This is a genomic window from Citrobacter sp. MGH110 (genome assembly GCF_001037515.1).
Classification (GTDB): Bacteria; Pseudomonadota; Gammaproteobacteria; order Enterobacterales; family Enterobacteriaceae; genus Citrobacter; species Citrobacter portucalensis.
In genome coordinates, this window is record NZ_KQ089830.1 from 1,910,748 (window position 1) to 1,928,306 (window position 17,559).

Here is a 17,559-nt window from a genome sequence, read left to right on the forward strand (position 1 = left end):
CTATATCTTGCGCGGTATAGCGCATCTCTGTTACTCAGGAACGCAGATAATCATGAGTGATCCACGCAGGATGCGTCGTGCCTTTGGTCTGCTTGCAGTGAGAGTCGGTGGGCATACCGTCTGGGTCAGTGCGCTGATGTGCTGCGTACTGCTGGCGGGGATTTCCATCGGCGAAACGCTGATCCCCTGGCGGCATGTGCTCAGTACGCTGGCAAATCATCTTTTTGATACCCACTATCCTGTCGATGCGCTGGATGCAGGGATCGTCTGGAACTATCGCCTGACCCGAGCGCTGGTCTCTGCCAGTTGCGGTGCCTGCTTGGCTGTTTCCGGCGTAGTGTTACAGTCGCTGCTACGCAATGCACTCGCCGAACCTTATCTACTGGGGATTTCTGCCGGAGCATCCACCGGAGCGGTGCTGATTGCTCTCACCGGGCTTGGGGCCGGCGTTATCAGCATGTCATTGGGGGCTTTCATTGGCGCGCTAACGGCATTTATGTTCGTTGCACTATTGGCAATGGCTGCTGGCGGTAGACAAGGCGGCGGTGTGACAACCCAAATCATTCTTGCCGGCATCGCCAGCTCGCAGCTTTTCAATGCAATTACGTCGCTCATCATCACCCGCTCAGCAAATGCCGAGCAAGCGCGTGGAATTATGTTCTGGTTGTTAGGTAATTTGAGCGGTGTACGTTGGCCCGATGTTGTCTTAGCCATTCCTACCGCTCTGGTCGGTATTGTGCTGTGCTTCTGTTATGCCCGTCATCTCGACGCCTTCTCTTTTGGCGCTGAGTCTGCGGCATCGTTGGGCATTCCAGTAAAACGTACCCGTGCAGTACTGATTGCCGCCGTCACCGGCATGACGGCAATTATGGTCTCCATTGTTGGTGCGATCGGCTTCGTCGGTCTGGTTATCCCGCATGCCGCTCGTCTGCTGGTCGGCAACCAGCATCATCGACTGCTGCCAGTGAGTGCGCTTACCGGCGCGATTTTCCTCATTATCGCAGATGTTATTTCCCGCACGTTACTCCCCGGCCAGGTTCTACCAATAGGCGTGATCACAGCTCTGGTTGGCGCCCCTGCGTTTTCAATCATTCTGATTAGAGGAAACCAGAACAAATGACGGTGAATCTCAAATCCCCCCTTGTGACCTCTGCACAAGCCGTTATTGAAGCCTGTAATCTGCGCTGGAAGGTAAAAGGTAAGACGATTGTTGATGATATTTCACTCAGCGTTACGCCCGGTGAGTTTGTCGGCATCATTGGTCCCAACGGCTCGGGCAAAACGTCACTGATTTCACTGCTGGCCGGTTTGCTGAAGCCGACCTCCGGGTATATCACTCTGCAGCATAAGGCACTACAGCATTATTCGCGGCGTCATCTTGCGCAACAGGTGGCGCTGGTCGAACAACAGGCTGAAACCAGCGAGCGTCTTACTGCTTTACAAGCCGTTTCTCTGGGGCGAACCCCCTGGCTTAGCATGCTCTCCCCCTGGTCCGCCAAAGATGACGATATTGTTCAAACTATGCTGGAAAAGGTCGATCTCAGTGAATTACAGCATCGCTGCTGGCATACCTTTTCAGGGGGAGAAAAACAACGCCTGCATATCGCCCGGGCGCTGGCGCAACAACCGCAGTTGTTGCTGATGGATGAGCCCACCAACCACCTCGACATTCAACATCAGATTGGCCTGCTGAGTCTGGTTAAACGTGAAAAGCTCACGGTGATTGCCGCTCTGCACGATCTTAATCATGCCGCGATGTTCTGCGATCGCATCATCGTAATGACGTCCGGACATATGGCGATGCAGGGGAAACCTTGCACCGTTTTTACCCGCGAAAACCTCCACACCTGGTTTGGAATCAACGCCATCATTGAAAAGGATGCGGGTGGTGAAAATTGTTTTATTCGTTATCAACGGCCTGATGAATTTTAAGGAAGAATCAATGAAATACCTCAAACAGAGTCTGCAAATTTTGTGTTTACTCGCCTTCGCCTCTTCTACCTTCGCACAAACTCACGAAGTGTTGATGAAAAATCGTGGGGCTGGGGGACCAATGGTCTATGAGCCAGATTATCTGGAGATCAAGCCAGGGGATACGGTGAAGTTTATCCGTAAACATAAGAGCCACAACGCGGCTTCAATCGCTGAATTGTCTCCGGCTGGCTATCCTGGATTTATGGGAAAAATAGATGAAGAGATCGAAGTTACTTATGACAATGCCGGGTTTTACGGCATCAAATGTACACCGCATTACGCACAGGGCATGGTGATGCTGATTAAGGTTGGAGATGCCTCGTTACCAGAAAGCTACCGAGCGTTCAAAGCACCAGGTATTGCTGACAAGCGCTTTCAGGAAATTTACGCGCGTATCGACAAACGTTAATCCGCGATACTCAGGGAGGTATACGAGGTGGCAGAGAATAAACTTCCAGACGGCGAAATCCAGGAACAACGTAGGGAATGCCTGTGTAAACTGACAAAATTTGTCGGTGCAGCAGGCATCGCGGCTGCAGTCTGGCCGCTGGTTTCGGCCTTGGGTCCGGATGAAAAAGCGCTTGGGGAAAATGAACCGATTGATGTCTCTCTTGCAGGTGTTGCTGCTGGACAAACCGTCAGACGTGTATGGCAAGGAAAGTTGATTCTTATTCACCATCGCACCACGGATGAAATCATTACTGCCAGAAGTGCCTACCTGGATACGCTTATCGACCCACAGCCAGACAGCGCCAGGGTCTCTGCAGCCCATCCTCAATGGCTGGTAGTTCAAGGTTATTGCCCACATGCCGGGTGTGTACCCAACGCCCGACCGGGAGGGGAGGGGTGGATTTGTCCGTGCCACGGTTCTGAGTTTGATACCTCCGGGCGCGTGACACGCGGGCCCGCGACTGCCAACCTGGCAATCCCAGACTACGTTATTCATTCCGATGGGCAGGTCGTGCGTATCGGCACGAAGGAAGTCTGAAATGAGGAATGAGCTTGTCTATTCGCTTCGCGGGCGTATCCCTTTTCCTCGCTCTGTTGCTGGACTCTGGGTATTTGCAATCGGCGCTATCCTGCTGGTTATGCTCGGGGTGCAGATCCTTACGGGTATTGTGCTGGCGATGTTTTACGTGCCGACGGCTGAGCTGGCATTTGACTCCATTATTCATATTATGCGCGCGGTTCGCCATGGAGAGCTGTTACGCAACATGCATGCTATTGGCGCGTCGCTCTTTTTCTTTGCCTGCTATCTGCATATTTTTCGTGGTATGTACTACAACGTTTACCGCAAGCCCTGGACGACAATGTGGATGGTTAGCGTCACGCTGTATATCCTGCTGATGATAACTGCGTTTCTTGGTTATAGCCTTATCTGGGGGCAAAAAAGCTACTGGGCGGCAACTGTAATTACCCGTTTTGCCCAGGCTATCCCGCTGGTGGGTGATTCAATTTACGCATATTTAGTCGGCAGCCATACGCCGGGGACACCGATGCTTGGCCGCTTTTTTGTTATCCACTTTATTCTTCCCTTCGTGATTATCGTCGCCACGGTTATCCATATACGTACCGTACAGTCGGCGTTTGCCCAAGCGATGAAAAAGAAGTTTAGCGAGAAAGAGTCCAGGAGCCTGTTGTTCGATTACAAAATTACCGATCTCGATGCTATCAAAATCACTCTTTTTTTGATGGTTTTCGCCTGGTTTTTATTCTTCGCACCGCACTATCTGAGCAGCGCCGACAACTTTATTGCTGCGGACCCAACGATTACACCCGCGATTGTTGCGCCGGAATGGTATTTCCTTCCCTTCTTCTCCATCTTGCGCTGCTTCCCGAATGAATTCGTGGGACTAGCCGCGATGTGCGGTTCGATACTGATTTTCTATTTTCTGCCCTGGCTTGATACTTCCCGAGCTCGTTTTCGCCATTACAGCAAACTGGTTAAGTGCGGATACTGGCTATGGGTTATTAATGCCTGCTTTTTAGGCTGGTTAGGGTCGAAAGCGCTGGTTGGCCCGGATCTTCTTGATGGCTTTCGTAATGAAGAGGGTTGGATTCGTGCCGCATCCCAGCTTTCGACACTGATTTGGTTTGCCTGGTTTTTAATCGTCTTACCTTGCCGTCGTTTTTTGGAAAAACAGGATTGAGGATGAAACAACTATTGAAATTCAGCGTCCTGTCCTTTTCTCTATTGGGGCTGGGTTCCTCATATGCGCAGGAAGCCACGCCTGAACGCCAGGAATGGAGCTTCAGCGGCATTACCGGTCAATATGATAAGGAACAGCTTAGACGTGGTCTGCAGGTTTATGAAGAGAAGTGTCGCGCTTGTCACGGCATGAAACACCTTACCTTTCGGACGTTGACCAGACCCGGTGGTCTGGAACTCACGGTTGAAGAAGCAAGAAGTATCGCCAGCGGCTATCAGTTTCCTGCGATTCAGGATGACGGCCAGATAGGTGAGCGCGACGGTACGCTAAATGACAGCTTCATATCACCATATCTAAACGACCGGGAAGCACGCTACCTTAATAATGGCGCTGAACCCGTTGACCTGAGCTATATCGTCCGTGCCCGCTCATACGATCGCGGATTCCCACAATTTTTGTTAGATGCTTTTCTGCCCTACACGGACCAGGGGGCAGATTACGTTTACGCGCTCCTAACCGGCTATCTGCCTGCCGATCCCGAACTGAAGACTAATCGCTATTTTCCTGGCGGTGTGATTAACATGCCAAAACCGCTGACGAGTGGGGAGATCCAATGGAGCCCGGCGTCGAAAAAAGCTGAAACTGAGGAGCAATATGCCAGGGATGTTACCGCCTTTCTGGCATGGGCTGCCGACCCGACGATTTCTGAACGAAAGCAACAGGGAAATTACGTTATGGGCTATCTGGCTATTATGCTGGGCTTGCTATGGATAGCACGACTAATGAAGAGACGTTCGCTCATGTAGGTCTTGCGAGGCGGGGGATTACTCAGTTCACCAGCATTCAACCGGTCAGGTGCGCAGTTGCCCTTGCGCGAGTAAGACGAGTAAAGGAAGGCAAAATATAAACCGAGCAAAATGAAAAAACCCCAAGCTATTTTATAGCTTGGGGTTTATGTTTGGCGGAAGCGTAGAGATTCGAACTCTAGAACCCTTTCGGGTCGCCGGTTTTCAAGACCGGTGCCTTCAACCGCTCGGCCACGCTTCCAATGAGGCGCACTATAAACATCCCGAACGGACCTGTAAAGCATCAATGTGTTCGTTTGCCTGAAAAACAGCCAAAATGTTGTTAATCGACTGAAATAACAACAAATTGACCATTTATTCAGCACGAATACCGGCTATAGCGCTTAATGTTTTTTGATGTACATATCTTTGGTGTAGTAATTTCCCCGGTTATCCGGCGCAAATCCCCCCACCCACGGCTTCACCAGATGCGTGCGGACATAGTGGTAAACCGGAATCGCGGGCACATCCTCACCTAAAAGGTCTTCAGCCTGCTGATAGTATTTGCCGCGTTCTTCCAGTGAACTTGCTTTTGCCGCATTACGCATCGCTTCATCAAAGGCGGGGTTACTGTACTTGGTGGTGTTCTCGCTATCACCGGTCCGGAAGATATTGAGGAAACTTGAGGCATCATCATAGTCGGCTATCCACGCATAGCGCACGACATCAAAATTACCGGTGTGCATAGTGTCCAGCATGGTTTTCCATTCCTGGTTTTGCAGCTTCGCCTCGACGCCAAGGTTTTTCTTCCACATCGACGATGCGGCAATCGCAATACGCTGGTGCGTTTCGAAGGTGTTGTAGAGCAGATTCAAGCTAAGCGGATGCTCAGGACCAAAACCGGCTTCAGCCAGCAGTTTTTTGGCTTCAGCAATACGTTTTTCGAGCGGCCATGACGCATACTCCGGCGCATGCAGTTTCACCCCACCTATTTCCGGCTGGCTGATAACCCACGCTGCTCGCTGCCCCTGCCCCATCACCTTTTGCGCAATGATGTCTTTATCCAACGCCATATTCAGCGCCCGGCGCACGCGCGGATCATTAAACGGCGCGCGGGTTGTATTGAACTGATAGTAATACGTTGAAAGCTGAGGCGAGACATGCAGTTCATCCCCCATTGTTTTTTTCAGTTGCGCGAACTGATTAACCGGTACGCTATACACTATGTCGATTTCACCGGCCTTATAGCGATTTACGTCAGCCGACTCTGAGCTAATGGGCAAATAAGTAACTTTATTAATAACCGTATGCCGATCGTCCCAGTAATGTGGATTACGCTCGGCAACGATGCGCTCATTAACCACCCACTGCGATAATTTGTACGGCCCGCTGCTGACAAAATGCTCTGGCCGGGTCCACTTATCGCCAAAACGACCTATCAGCACTTTATCCAGCGGGACCAGAGATGGATGCGCCAGCATCGCCAGAAACGCCGCCGTCGGTTGCGTCAGGGTAATTTCCAGGGTGGTATCATCCAGGGCTTTGACTCCCAGCGTGGCGGGATCTTTTTTCCCCTGGGCAATATCAACCGCGTTCGCAACGTGCATGTTGCCCAGATACGAAGCATAAGGTGAAGCCGTTTGCGGCGAGACCAGACGCTGCCAGCTCCAGACGACATCCTGTGCGGTAATAGCAGATCCATCTGACCAGGTTATGCCCGGGCGTAAATGGAAGGTCCAGACAGTGTTGCCTTTATTCTCCCAGGACGAGGCTAGACGGGGTTCGATAGACCCATCTTGCTTGACAGCAACCAGACCGTCGAACATATCGCTGATTAAATTAAACTCAACGTTGCTTTCAACTTTATGCGGATCCAGCGATGCCGGCTCACTGCCGTTGTTTCTGACCAGTTCCTGTTTTTCTGCCAGTAGTGTTCCTGCGGGAACATTTGCCGCCCTCGCCGCGCCGTTTATAGACATCAAACAGACAGCCAACAGCGTAAACGTCAATATCTTCGATTTATGTTGAATCATTCCCTTTACCTTATTGCTCTGTTTTATGTAGACACCGCTGTCACTGTCAGAGAGATTCAGGAATAACGCAATATTTTTCAGTTACCTGGTAGATAGCGATCTGACATTTTTGCACATACAGTGCTAACATCTAATTCGGGAACTTTTGTTGAAATAATATGCTTAAGTCTGGCGGGCTAGAATGCGTAAAGATGGGTAAAACCGCTGTGTCATTCCCCTTGATTTCATTATCCTCCATCATTAATTACATCTGTCATAAGAGAGTGACTCATGGATCGTATTATTAGTTCTTCGCGCGAGCGTACATCGCTACTCAGCACGCATAAGGTGCTGCGCAATACCTATTTCCTGCTCAGCCTGACGCTGGCGTTTTCAGCGATCACTGCAACCGCCAGTACCGTACTGATGTTACCTTCTCCGGGACTTATCCTGACGCTGGTGGGTATGTATGGTCTGATGTTCCTGACCTATAAAACGGCAGATAAACCGGTTGGTATTTTGTCAGCGTTCGCCTTCACTGGCTTCCTGGGCTACATCTTGGGACCGATGCTGAATACATACCTGTCCGCAGGCATGGGTGATGTTATCGCCATGGCGCTGGGCGGTACGGCGCTGGTCTTCTTCAGCTGCTCAGCCTATGTGCTGACCACGCGTAAAGATATGTCCTTCCTCGGCGGTATGCTGATGGCGGGTGTTGTAGTGGTGTTGATTGGTATGGTTGCCAATATCTTCCTGCAACTGCCAGCATTACATCTGGCAATCAGCGCGGTGTTCATTCTGATTTCTTCAGGCGCAATCCTGTTTGAAACCAGCAATATCATCCGCGGCGGTGAAACCAACTATATTCGTGCCACCGTTAGCCTGTATGTTTCGCTGTACAACATCTTCGTCAGCCTGCTGAGTATTCTGGGCTTCGCCAGCCGCGATTAAGATGTCCACACGCATTATCCAGCCCCGCTTATGCGGGGCTTTCTTTTTTGGTAAACTGCCGCCAGTTTGACTAACGCAGTGACGAATTATGTTGATCTTTGAAGGTAAAGAAATCAGTACCGATAGCGAAGGCTATCTGAAAGATACCACGCTGTGGAGCGAGGCGCTGGCGGAGAGAATCGCCGAAAACGAAGGCATTACGCTCTCCGCGGAACACTGGGAAGTGGTGCGTTTTGTCCGCGAGTTTTATCTGGAGTTTAATACCTCCCCCGCTATCCGCATGCTGGTAAAAGCAATGGCCAACAAGTTTGGCGAAGAGAAAGGCAACAGCCGTTATCTCTACCGCCTGTTCCCGAAAGGTCCGGCCAAGCAGGCGACTAAAATTGCCGGCCTGCCGAAACCGGTGAAATGTATTTAATAGCGGATACTAAATCCCTTTAGCTCGTCGCCAGGACGATGTGGTTCACTAAGAACCCGGTCAACCCTGGCGCTGCTCGGCCCCCCGGCTTTCAACCACTTCATCAGTTGTTCTACCCGGTCGCTTTCACCACAGGCGACAACCTCTACGCTGCCGTCATCCATATTCTTCGCGTAGCCGGTCAACCCCAGCCGTTGTGCTTCATGCTGGGTGGTGTAGCGAAATCCTACCCCCTGAACCCGGCCATAGACCCAGGCGATTATGCAGACTTTCGACATTGCGGTTCTCCTTATCATCACAGCGCGCGTTGCAAATATGCGTAAAACTCAGGACAATGGCGCCCATTTCTTTGAATTGACAGAATAGTAAATTATGAGTGTACGTTTAGTGTTAGCCAAAGGGCGCGAAAAATCATTACTGCGCCGCCATCCGTGGGTATTTTCCGGTGCTGTCGCACGTATGGAAGGAAAAGCCAACCTCGGTGAAACCATCGATATTGTTGACCATCAGGGTAAATGGTTAGCACGCGGCGCGTACTCACCCGCGTCGCAGATCCGTGCACGCGTCTGGACATTCGACAAGTCTGAGTCCATCGATATTGATTTCTTCACCCGTCGTCTGCAGCAGGCGCAGACATGGCGTGACTGGCTGGCGAAAAAAGACGGTCTGGACAGTTACCGTCTGATCGCCGGAGAATCCGATGGCCTGCCGGGCATCACCATTGACCGCTTCGGCAACTTCCTGGTGTTGCAGTTGCTCAGTGCGGGGGCTGAATACCAACGCGCCGCGCTGATTAGCGCTCTGCAAATTGTTTTCCCGGACTGCGCCATTTATGACCGTAGCGATGTGGCCGTACGTAAAAAAGAAGGTATGGAGCTGACTCAAGGGCCAGTAACGGGTGAGCTTCCGCCAGCCCTGCTGCCAATTGAAGAGCACGGAATGAAGCTGCTGGTTGATATTCAGCATGGTCACAAAACCGGCTATTACCTCGATCAACGCGACAGCCGCCTGGCCACGCGTCGTTATGTGGAAAATCAGCGTGTGCTGAACTGTTTCTCTTATACCGGCGGCTTTGCGGTCTCAGCATTAATGGGCGGATGCCGTCAGGTTGTCAGCGTTGACACATCTCAGGAAGCGCTCGATATTGCCCGCCAGAACGTAGAATTGAACAAGCTGGATCTGAGCAAAGCTGAGTTCGTGCGTGATGATGTGTTCAAACTTCTGCGTGCTTATCGCGATCGTGGTGAGAAATTCGACGTCATCGTGATGGATCCGCCGAAATTTGTCGAAAACAAAAGCCAGTTGATGGGCGCCTGCCGCGGCTATAAGGACATCAATATGCTGGCTATTCAGTTGCTCAATCCGGGCGGTGTGCTGCTGACTTTCTCCTGCTCTGGGCTTATGACCACCGATTTATTTCAGAAAATCATCGCTGATGCCGCAATAGATGCTGGTCGTGATGTACAATTTATAGAGCAGTTCCGTCAGGCCGCCGATCACCCGGTGATCGCTACCTACCCGGAAGGGCTGTATCTGAAAGGGTTTGCCTGTCGCATCATGTAACTTGAAAAGTGGAATATTACCCTTACATAGAGGGTATCTATTTCCCGGGAGGTGACTATGATTGCCAGCAAATTCGGTATCGGCCAGCAGGTCCGCCATTCCCTGTTAGGTTACCTCGGAGTGGTCGTGGATATCGACCCGGAATATTCGCTTGATCAACCGTCAGCCGATGAGTTGGCGGTTAACGACGAACTTCGCGCCGCTCCCTGGTATCACGTGGTGATGGAAGACGATAATGGTCTGCCAGTGCATACGTATCTGGCCGAAGCACAACTGAGTAGTGAGCTACAGGAAGAACATCCGGAGCAACCGTCGATGGATGAACTGGCGCGAACAATTCGAAAACAGCTTCAGGCCCCGCGCCTGCGCAATTGATGCTAACACAGGCCCGATGGAGATTCGCTAATCGGGCCTGTGCGTTTTGTTCGGCTACAGATCAGCCTTACTTCGCCAGTCCCAGCCGCGGGATCTCAATCGCCGGGCAGCGATCCATCACCACCGTCATCCCTGCATCGCGAGCCAGCACGGCTGCCTGCTCGTTAATCACGCCGAGCTGCATCCATAGGGTCTTCGCGCCGATGGCAATTGCCTCCTGAGCAACACCCCACGCCGCTTCAGAATTACGGAAGACATCTACCATATCCACTTTCTCTGGTACATCTGCCAGCGTCGCATAGCCCTGCTGCCCCAGCAGCGTTTTTCCGGCAACCTTCGGTGAAACAGGAATAACGTGATAGCCCTGATCGAGTAAATATTTCATCACCCGATAGCTTGGACGATCGGGTTTATCGCTTGCCCCCACCAGCGCAATCGTACGGGTCGTTGTCAAAATGCCAGCAATATCGGTCTCTTTCATCGTTTTCCTCCAGGCTGTTTAGCAAAGTGTACGACAAACCTGCCCCCGCAACCATTCATCCCATACTGGCGCATGAGAGCTAAACTCAAAAATATGTCTATATGTTAGTAAACATGATTATCGAAAAATTTAGATACATCTTATAGAGATATTTTCTGGACAGGAGAAACCTATGAAAGCCGGCATTGTGACAGCCTTGATTGCCCTATGTTTGCCGGTAACCGTTTTTGCTACCTCTTTACGTCTGTCTAATGATATTGACCTTCTGGTACTGGACGGAAAAAAAGTCTCCAGCTCATTACTGCGTGGTGCCGACAGTATTGAGCTGGAAAATGGTCGGCACCAGCTCGTGTTTCGCGTAGAAAAAACCATTCGCCTGTCCAGCCACGAAGAACGTCTGTATATTTCGCCTCCGTTGGTCATCAGCTTTGATACCCAACTCGTCAGTCAGGTTAATTTCCACCTCCCACGTCTGAGCAACGAGCGGGATGCAACGCATTTTGATGATGCCCCGCGCGTAGAACTGCTGGATGGGGACTCCATGCCTATACCGGTTAAGCTGGATATTCTGTCAATCACGTCCACCGCAAAAATCGTAGATTATGAAATGGAAACAGAGCGCTATAACAAAGCGGCTAAGCATGCGTCTTTACCGCAATTTGCCACAATGATGGCCGATGACAGTTCGCTGCTTTCCGGGGTGTCAGAACTGGATCGCGTGCCGCCTCAGTCGCAAACACTGACCGAGCAGCGCTTAAAATATTGGTTTCAACAGGCTGACGCACAAACGCGAAGTAACTTCTTACAATGGGCGGAGAAACAACCCCCATCGTGACATTTATGTTCGTATACGCATTTTTTTTGTCTTTCTCTTGCAGCGTCAAGTGCTTCCAGTACTCTGTAACAAGGTTAACTTGGGAGCTGTACTATGGAATTAACGACTCGCACATTGCCAGCGCAGAAACATATTGCGTTGGTCGCACACGATCACTGCAAAAAGATGTTGATGAGCTGGGTTGAACGCCACCAGCCATTACTGGAAAAACACGTTCTGTATGCTACAGGAACAACAGGAAACTTAATTCAACGCGCGACAGGAATGGACGTCAACGCCATGCTGAGCGGCCCGATGGGGGGTGACCAGCAGGTGGGTGCGCTGATTTCAGAAGGGAAAATTGATGTGCTGATTTTCTTCTGGGATCCGCTCAACGCCGTTCCCCACGATCCTGATGTTAAAGCCCTGCTACGTCTGGCCACAGTCTGGAACATTCCAGTCGCCACCAACGTGTCAACGGCTGATTTTATTATCCAGTCGCCAAACTTCAACGACGCAACGGATATCTTGATCCCGGATTACGCCCGTTATCTGGCAGAACGCCTCAAATAAACGCTAAGCAGGCGGTAATTGCCGCCTGCTTTTCAGGGTTTCCGGGTCACCGGAACGTCTAATTGCTTAAGCTCATCAACAAAGCATGATGGCGCGTCTTTGCTAAACAGTAGCCATACCCGATGCCGCGCACGCGTTAGCGCCACATACAGCAACCGTCTCTCTTCCGCATCAGGAAAATCTTCAACAGCCGGGAGTAACGCCTCTTCCATAATCGACTCGCGAGCCGGAGCCGGGAAACCGTCATTCCCTTCGTGAAGCCCCATCACAATGACGTAATCCGCCTGCTGCCCTTTGCTGGCATGAATAGTCATAAAATCCAGCTGCAGCTTGGGCCAGCGGGTGGCCGCTTTGTCCAGGCTGGCAGGTTTGAGATGATGGTATCGCGCCAGCACCAGAATTCTCTCTTCGGCTTTCACAAAACCCGACAGCTTATCCAGCAACAGATCTAACTGGCTTTCGTCGAGCAACGTGACGGCTTTTTTATCACCGGTCGTCAGACTGTTCAGCGGTTTCGTGAGCTGATGGGGATTTTGCTGGATAAACTGGTTTGCTACCTCACCAATACGGCTATTAAAACGGTAAGTCGTATCCAGATTACAGCGATCGCCCTCGCCGAAGTTTTGCTGGAATGCGGTTGTCAGAGAAAGCTGTGCCCCGCTGAACCGGTAAATTGCCTGCCAGTCATCTCCCACGGCAAACAGCGTGGTCTGCGAGTTTTGCTTACGCAAGGCGGCTAACAGGGCGGCGCGCTGAGGGGAAATATCCTGAAATTCATCGACCAGAATATGTTTCCACGGACTGATAAACCGCCCCTTCTCCAGAATGACAATAGCCTGATGGATCAACCCGGAGAAATCGACGGCATTCTCATCCTTCAGGGCACTCTTCCAGGCCTTGAGCAGCGGCGCCATTAGCTTTATGCGTTTACTGAACAGATCACGGATCTCCTCCGGAGCATTAGCAATCATCTCCGCCTGTGCTCCGCCATGCATACGCATCAAACTAACCCAGCGATCCAACCGGGAAGCCAGACGGCGCTGTAATTTTTCGTCATCCCAGAAGTTACCTTCGGGTACAGACCACTGCATTTCTTCTTCTAACCATTGTCGCCAGCCTTTAGCCTGAGCCTTTTTCTCACTGCACTGCTGACGCCAGGTTGTTATAAAGAGTTTGTTGCGCGCGATAGCATCATTTTCAAGCTTGCTCACCGTTGGAACTTTTTTGCTACCTTGCGAAATAATGTGCAACGCGAGTGAATGGAACGTCCGTGCGGTGACCTCATCCGTATGCAGACGCTCACGGATGCGGTCATCCATCTCCTGGGCTGCTTTGCGTCCAAACGCCAGCAACAGGATCTGTTCTGGTGCAGCTTCTCCTCGTGCAAGCAACCAACCAGCCCGGGCAACCAACACAGATGTTTTACCGCTTCCAGCACCTGCAAGTACCAACAATGATTGCTCACCATTCACCACCGCGCGCGCCTGAGCAGGGTTCAACGGCGAAGATTCAATATGCTGGAAAAACTCGGCATACTCTTCCAGCATTGCATCGGTGTACGCCTGATTGTGCTGTAAGCGACAGGCTTCAATGTCTTTCAACCATGCCTGGCATTGACGTAACGCCTCCCGGCAATTTTCAAATTCCTCCAGCCGATTAACCGGGAGCGGTAACGCGGCAAAGGCACGGCGAATCTGCTGCTGCAGCCCTGACGTTTGTTCGCGCGTCAGCCATTTACTTTCACTAGTACGCGCCGCTATCGCATCCAACTGCTGCTGTAAAACCCCGGCAGCAACGTCACTCATTTCCTGGCTCCACTGTTGCCAGAGCGCATTCAAATGATGATGGAAGCGCTGGGTTTCCGCCCACTCTGTACCGTGAAGACGAACCACCTTCTCATCCGGGAGTACAAACTCCAGCTCGCCCCATACCAGGCCGCGTTTGCAATGAATAGCCAGTAACTGATTGAAGGGAATAAGATACTCGTGACGATCGCCGGAAACTTTAATCCCGGCATTGAGAATAACGGCCCGATCGTAAGGGTGTTGTGCCAGACGTTTTCCAAGAGAAGTTGCTTTCAGTTCCATAAGACTCAAGCGGATCCACACGAAGAGGTTTGCTTATCAGTGTAACCGCCAGAGAAAACGTGCTCCAGCCCAAAAAAACGTTACAATTGCCGAATTCACAGAAAACCAGAGTTAACCGAGGGTTTATGCGTACTGTTCTGAATATTTTAAATTTTGTGCTTGGGGGGTTCGCCACCACCCTGGCCTGGTTACTGGCAACGCTGGTCAGTGTCGTGCTTATTTTTACTTTACCCTTGACCCGTTCATGTTGGGAGATAACCCGACTTTCGCTGTTTCCCTATGGTAACGAAGCGATTCATGTCGATGAACTGAATCCGGCCGGTAAAAGCGTCCTGTTAAATACCGGCGGCACCGTGCTCAATATTTTCTGGCTGATTTTCTTCGGCTGGTGGTTGTGCCTGATGCACATTATCTCTGGTATTGCCCAGTGCATAACGATTATTGGTATTCCGGTTGGCATTGCGAACTTTAAAATCGCTGCCATTGCGCTCTGGCCGGTGGGTCGCCGGGTGGTTTCAGTAGAAGTTGCCCGTGCAGCGCGTGAAGCCAATGCACGTCGTCGTTTTGAATAATCAGGACCGATGGCCTTTATGTTAAGTCCTCTGCTCAAACGCTATACCTGGAACAGCACATGGCTGTACTACGTGCGGATTTTTATCGCGCTATGCGGCACAACGGCGCTACCCTGGTGGCTGGGTGACGTCAAGCTGACTATCCCACTCACGCTAGGTATGGTCGCTGCCGCACTTACCGATCTGGACGATCGTCTCGCAGGCCGACTGCGCAATTTAATCATCACACTGGTGTGCTTTTTTATTGCCTCAGCCTCCGTTGAACTGCTCTTCCCATGGCCATGGCTTTTTGCTATTGGTTTAACGCTTTCCACCAGCGGCTTTATTCTGCTGGGGGGATTAGGCCAGCGCTATGCAACTATTGCTTTTGGTGCATTGCTGATCGCCATTTACACGATGCTGGGCACCTCACTTTACGATCAGTGGTATCAACAACCCATCCTGCTGCTCGCTGGCGCTATCTGGTATAACCTGCTGACGCTCACCGGACATCTTCTGTTCCCCATCCGCCCCTTACAGGACAATCTGGCACGCAGCTACGAACAGTTAGCGCACTACCTGGAACTGAAATCGCGTCTTTTTGACCCCGACATAGAAGATGAAAGCCAGGCACCGTTGTATGATTTAGCTCTCGCGAATGGCCAACTGATGGCAACGCTGAATCAGACTAAAGTGTCGCTGCTGACCCGCCTGCGCGGTGACCGTGGACAACGGGGAACACGTCGCACGCTACATTACTATTTTGTGGCGCAGGATATTCATGAACGCGCAAGCTCTTCACACATTCAGTATCAAACGCTACGCGATCATTTCCGTCACAGCGATGTGATGTTCCGTTTCCAGCGGTTGATGTCGATGCAAGGACAAGCCTGTTCACAATTATCTCGCTGTATTTTATTGCGCACGCCTTACCAGCACGATCCGCACTTTGAGCGCGCCTTCACCCATATAGATGCCGCACTTGAGCGCATGCGTGCCAGTGGTGAACCTGCCGACCTGCTCAATACGCTGGGTTTTTTACTGTCAAACCTACGGGCAATCGACGCGCAGCTTGCTACCATAGAGTCTGAACAGGCTCAGGTACTCTCGCGCAATGAGTCTGAAAATCAGCTTGCCGATGACAGTCCCCATGGATTCAGTGATATCTGGTTACGCCTGAGCCGTAATTTCACCCCTGAGTCTGCTCTGTTTCGCCATGCCGTTCGCATGTCGTTAGTGCTCTGTGTTGGTTATGCCATTATCCAGATAACCGGCATGAATCACGGATACTGGATCTTGCTGACCAGCCTGTTTGTCTGTCAGCCAAACTACAACGCCACCCGACATCGCCTGGCGCTCAGGATTATCGGCACGTTGGTTGGGATTGCCATTGGTTTACCGATCCTGTGGTTTGTGCCCTCTCTCGAAGGGCAGCTGATACTCCTGGTGATCACAGGTGTACTGTTTTTTGCCTTTCGCAACGTCCAGTATGCACACGCCACCATGTTTATCACGCTGCTGGTGTTACTGTGCTTTAACCTGCTCGGCGAAGGCTTTGAGGTTGCACTGCCGCGTGTCATCGATACGCTAATTGGCTGTGCTATCGCCTGGGCTGCTGTCAGTTTCATCTGGCCAGACTGGCGTTTTCGTAACCTACCACGGGTAATTGAACGGGCGACTGACGCTAACTGCCGCTACCTTGATGCTATTCTCGAGCAATATCATCAGGGCCGTGATAATCGTCTGGCCTACCGTATCGCTCGCCGTGATGCGCATAATCGTGATGCTGAACTCGCCTCCGTGGTATCAAACATGTCAAGCGAGCCGGATGTCACGGCCCAAACCCGCGAAACGGCGTTCCGTTTACTGTGTCTCAACCATACGTTTACCAGCTATATTTCTGCGCTGGGCGCACATCGCGAACAACTGACCAATCCAGACGTTTTGGCATTGCTGGATGACGCTGTTTGCTATGTTGATGATGCCCTTCACCATCAACCCGCTGACGAGCAGCGTGTATATCAGGCGTTAGAAGGGCTGAAGCAGCGAATTCAGCACCTGGAACCACGCCCGGACAGTAAAGAGCCGCTGGTCGTTCAGCAAGTTGGGCTATTGATCGCCCTGCTCCCAGAGATCCGGCGATTACAGCAGCAAATTGACGTGCTGCCGTCTAATACCCCGGCTCCAGCGTAAGAGAACTTACCCACTCAACCAGCTCCTGGCGACGCGTCGCCGGGAGCGCGGCTTCATGTATCCCCCCTACCGCGCCTTCAAGGGCATAGAGTACTTTTACCGTCAGAGCCGGGTTATTTTGCCGAAGTTTCAGCCAGCACATTTGTGCCCCCAACGATCGCATGGTCCCCTCATCTTTAATTCCAGCTTCATTCAACAGAGTCTCCAGATGAAACGTCATATTCGGCAATTCCCGCAGACGATGCTGGGCAAAGCGACTCTGTTTTTCCTTAACCGCTGCATCCAACGAATATCGCGATAGCGACACCAGCTGCTGCTGGTTTTGCCACAGGGCATCGTTCACCTGGTAATAATTAAGTACAAGAGGACGTCCGCGCTTAATAAATGTCAGCCAGGCAGGAGAATTTTGTACACAATACTGGGCGCTCTGCTCACAGGCGCGAAGATACAGCTCACCATTAGCGACCATGGCAAAGACCGTATCGCCAACCGTCAGACTGTAGCCACCAAACAGTGAGCGATAGTGAATTGTCCCCAGAGAAGCCAGATATTCCTGCGATTTATAGATCCTTGCATAAGAAAGCTCTTTCATAAAAATCCTTTTTAAATCATAACGTAAGCAAATGATTTTC

General features: G+C 51.4%; 19 protein-coding genes and 1 tRNA gene. 14 read left to right on the top strand and 6 right to left on the bottom strand.

Annotated features, from left to right (window positions below):
- The first annotated feature begins 52 nt into the window (after nucleotides 1–52).
- From SK38_RS09230 to SK38_RS09255, 6 genes are read left to right on the top strand one after another with little or no spacing between them, the layout of a single operon-like run.
- Nucleotides 53–1,120 carry a FecCD family ABC transporter permease gene (locus tag SK38_RS09230; protein WP_020996505.1) on the top strand — a complete coding sequence of 356 codons (1,068 nt, stop codon included), beginning with the start codon at nucleotides 53–55 and terminating at the stop codon, nucleotides 1,118–1,120.
- Complete coding sequence (locus tag SK38_RS09235) at nucleotides 1,117–1,932, top strand: ABC transporter ATP-binding protein (protein ID WP_048235686.1); 816 nt, start codon at nucleotides 1,117–1,119, stop codon at nucleotides 1,930–1,932. The genes SK38_RS09230 and SK38_RS09235 overlap by 4 nt, the downstream gene beginning before the upstream one ends.
- 10 nt (nucleotides 1,933–1,942) lie before the next feature.
- Nucleotides 1,943–2,383: a pseudoazurin gene (locus SK38_RS09240; protein ID WP_048235687.1), complete on the top strand. Its 441-nt coding sequence runs from the start codon at nucleotides 1,943–1,945 to the stop codon at nucleotides 2,381–2,383.
- 27 nt (nucleotides 2,384–2,410) lie between these two features.
- On the top strand, nucleotides 2,411–2,962 hold the full coding sequence (gene petA, locus SK38_RS09245; protein ID WP_048235688.1) for a ubiquinol-cytochrome c reductase iron-sulfur subunit: 552 nt from the start codon (nucleotides 2,411–2,413) through the stop codon (nucleotides 2,960–2,962).
- A 1-nt stretch (nucleotide 2,963) separates the two neighbouring features.
- Complete coding sequence (locus SK38_RS09250) at nucleotides 2,964–4,124, top strand: cytochrome b (protein WP_053069337.1); 1,161 nt, start codon at nucleotides 2,964–2,966, stop codon at nucleotides 4,122–4,124.
- Between the two features lie 2 nt (nucleotides 4,125–4,126).
- Nucleotides 4,127–4,930: a cytochrome c1 gene (locus SK38_RS09255; RefSeq protein ID WP_048235690.1), complete on the top strand. Its 804-nt coding sequence runs from the start codon at nucleotides 4,127–4,129 to the stop codon at nucleotides 4,928–4,930.
- 153 nt (nucleotides 4,931–5,083) lie between these two features.
- Here the strand turns inward: SK38_RS09255 and SK38_RS09260 are convergent.
- Both SK38_RS09260 and SK38_RS09265 read right to left on the bottom strand, forming a co-directional pair.
- Nucleotides 5,084–5,171: transfer RNA gene (locus tag SK38_RS09260), tRNA-Ser, on the bottom strand.
- Nucleotides 5,172–5,313: 142 nt separating this feature from the next.
- Nucleotides 5,314–6,942: an ABC transporter substrate-binding protein gene (locus tag SK38_RS09265; protein ID WP_032942916.1), complete on the bottom strand. Its 1,629-nt coding sequence runs from the start codon at nucleotides 6,940–6,942 to the stop codon at nucleotides 5,314–5,316.
- Nucleotides 6,943–7,212: 270 nt separating this feature from the next.
- Between SK38_RS09265 and yccA the strand changes: the two genes are divergently transcribed.
- Entirely contained in the window at nucleotides 7,213–7,872 is a 660-nt protein-coding gene (gene yccA / locus SK38_RS09270; protein ID WP_008784297.1) for an FtsH protease modulator YccA, read from the top strand.
- An 88-nt stretch (nucleotides 7,873–7,960) separates the two neighbouring features.
- On the top strand, nucleotides 7,961–8,290 hold the full coding sequence (tusE, locus tag SK38_RS09275) for a sulfurtransferase TusE (protein WP_008784296.1): 330 nt from the start codon (nucleotides 7,961–7,963) through the stop codon (nucleotides 8,288–8,290).
- On the opposite strand, the gene yccX is transcribed toward tusE, so the two are convergent.
- Entirely contained in the window at nucleotides 8,287–8,568 is a 282-nt protein-coding gene (gene yccX, locus SK38_RS09280; RefSeq protein ID WP_020996508.1) for an acylphosphatase, read from the bottom strand. The genes tusE and yccX overlap by 4 nt on opposite strands.
- Before the next feature lie 94 nt (nucleotides 8,569–8,662).
- Between yccX and rlmI the strand changes: the two genes are divergently transcribed.
- Nucleotides 8,663–9,853, top strand: coding sequence for a 23S rRNA (cytosine(1962)-C(5))-methyltransferase RlmI (gene rlmI / locus SK38_RS09285; protein ID WP_008784294.1), 1,191 nt, complete (start codon nucleotides 8,663–8,665; stop codon nucleotides 9,851–9,853).
- A gap of 57 nt (nucleotides 9,854–9,910) precedes the next feature.
- Nucleotides 9,911–10,228 carry a heat shock protein HspQ gene (hspQ, locus tag SK38_RS09290; protein WP_003035905.1) on the top strand — a complete coding sequence of 106 codons (318 nt, stop codon included), beginning with the start codon at nucleotides 9,911–9,913 and terminating at the stop codon, nucleotides 10,226–10,228.
- A 67-nt stretch (nucleotides 10,229–10,295) separates the two neighbouring features.
- Here hspQ and SK38_RS09295 read toward each other — a convergent pair whose 3' ends face one another.
- On the bottom strand, nucleotides 10,296–10,709 hold the full coding sequence (locus tag SK38_RS09295) for a CoA-binding protein (RefSeq protein ID WP_032942909.1): 414 nt from the start codon (nucleotides 10,707–10,709) through the stop codon (nucleotides 10,296–10,298).
- 172 nt (nucleotides 10,710–10,881) lie between these two features.
- Between SK38_RS09295 and csgI the strand changes: the two genes are divergently transcribed.
- On the top strand, nucleotides 10,882–11,544 hold the full coding sequence (gene csgI, locus SK38_RS09300; protein WP_016149882.1) for a curli synthesis inhibitor: 663 nt from the start codon (nucleotides 10,882–10,884) through the stop codon (nucleotides 11,542–11,544).
- Nucleotides 11,545–11,637: 93 nt separating this feature from the next.
- Nucleotides 11,638–12,096, top strand: a complete 459-nt coding sequence (gene mgsA / locus SK38_RS09305) for a methylglyoxal synthase (RefSeq protein ID WP_003035897.1) — start codon at nucleotides 11,638–11,640, stop codon at nucleotides 12,094–12,096.
- A gap of 32 nt (nucleotides 12,097–12,128) precedes the next feature.
- Here the strand turns inward: mgsA and helD are convergent, their stop codons facing one another.
- The gene (gene helD, locus SK38_RS09310) at nucleotides 12,129–14,183 is read right to left on the bottom strand and encodes a DNA helicase IV (RefSeq protein ID WP_048235691.1); all 2,055 of its coding nucleotides are present in this window, start codon (nucleotides 14,181–14,183) and stop codon (nucleotides 12,129–12,131) included.
- 125 nt (nucleotides 14,184–14,308) lie between these two features.
- On the opposite strand from helD, the gene SK38_RS09315 reads away from it, so the two are divergent.
- Nucleotides 14,309–14,755, top strand: coding sequence for a YccF domain-containing protein (locus tag SK38_RS09315; RefSeq protein WP_003831998.1), 447 nt, complete (start codon nucleotides 14,309–14,311; stop codon nucleotides 14,753–14,755).
- Between the two features lie 18 nt (nucleotides 14,756–14,773).
- Nucleotides 14,774–16,927: a YccS family putative transporter gene (yccS, locus tag SK38_RS09320; protein ID WP_048236463.1), complete on the top strand. Its 2,154-nt coding sequence runs from the start codon at nucleotides 14,774–14,776 to the stop codon at nucleotides 16,925–16,927.
- Here yccS and SK38_RS09325 read toward each other — a convergent pair.
- Nucleotides 16,905–17,519: a TfoX/Sxy family DNA transformation protein gene (locus SK38_RS09325; RefSeq protein WP_048235692.1), complete on the bottom strand. Its 615-nt coding sequence runs from the start codon at nucleotides 17,517–17,519 to the stop codon at nucleotides 16,905–16,907. The genes yccS and SK38_RS09325 overlap by 23 nt on opposite strands.
- Nucleotides 17,520–17,559: the final 40 nt, after the last annotated feature.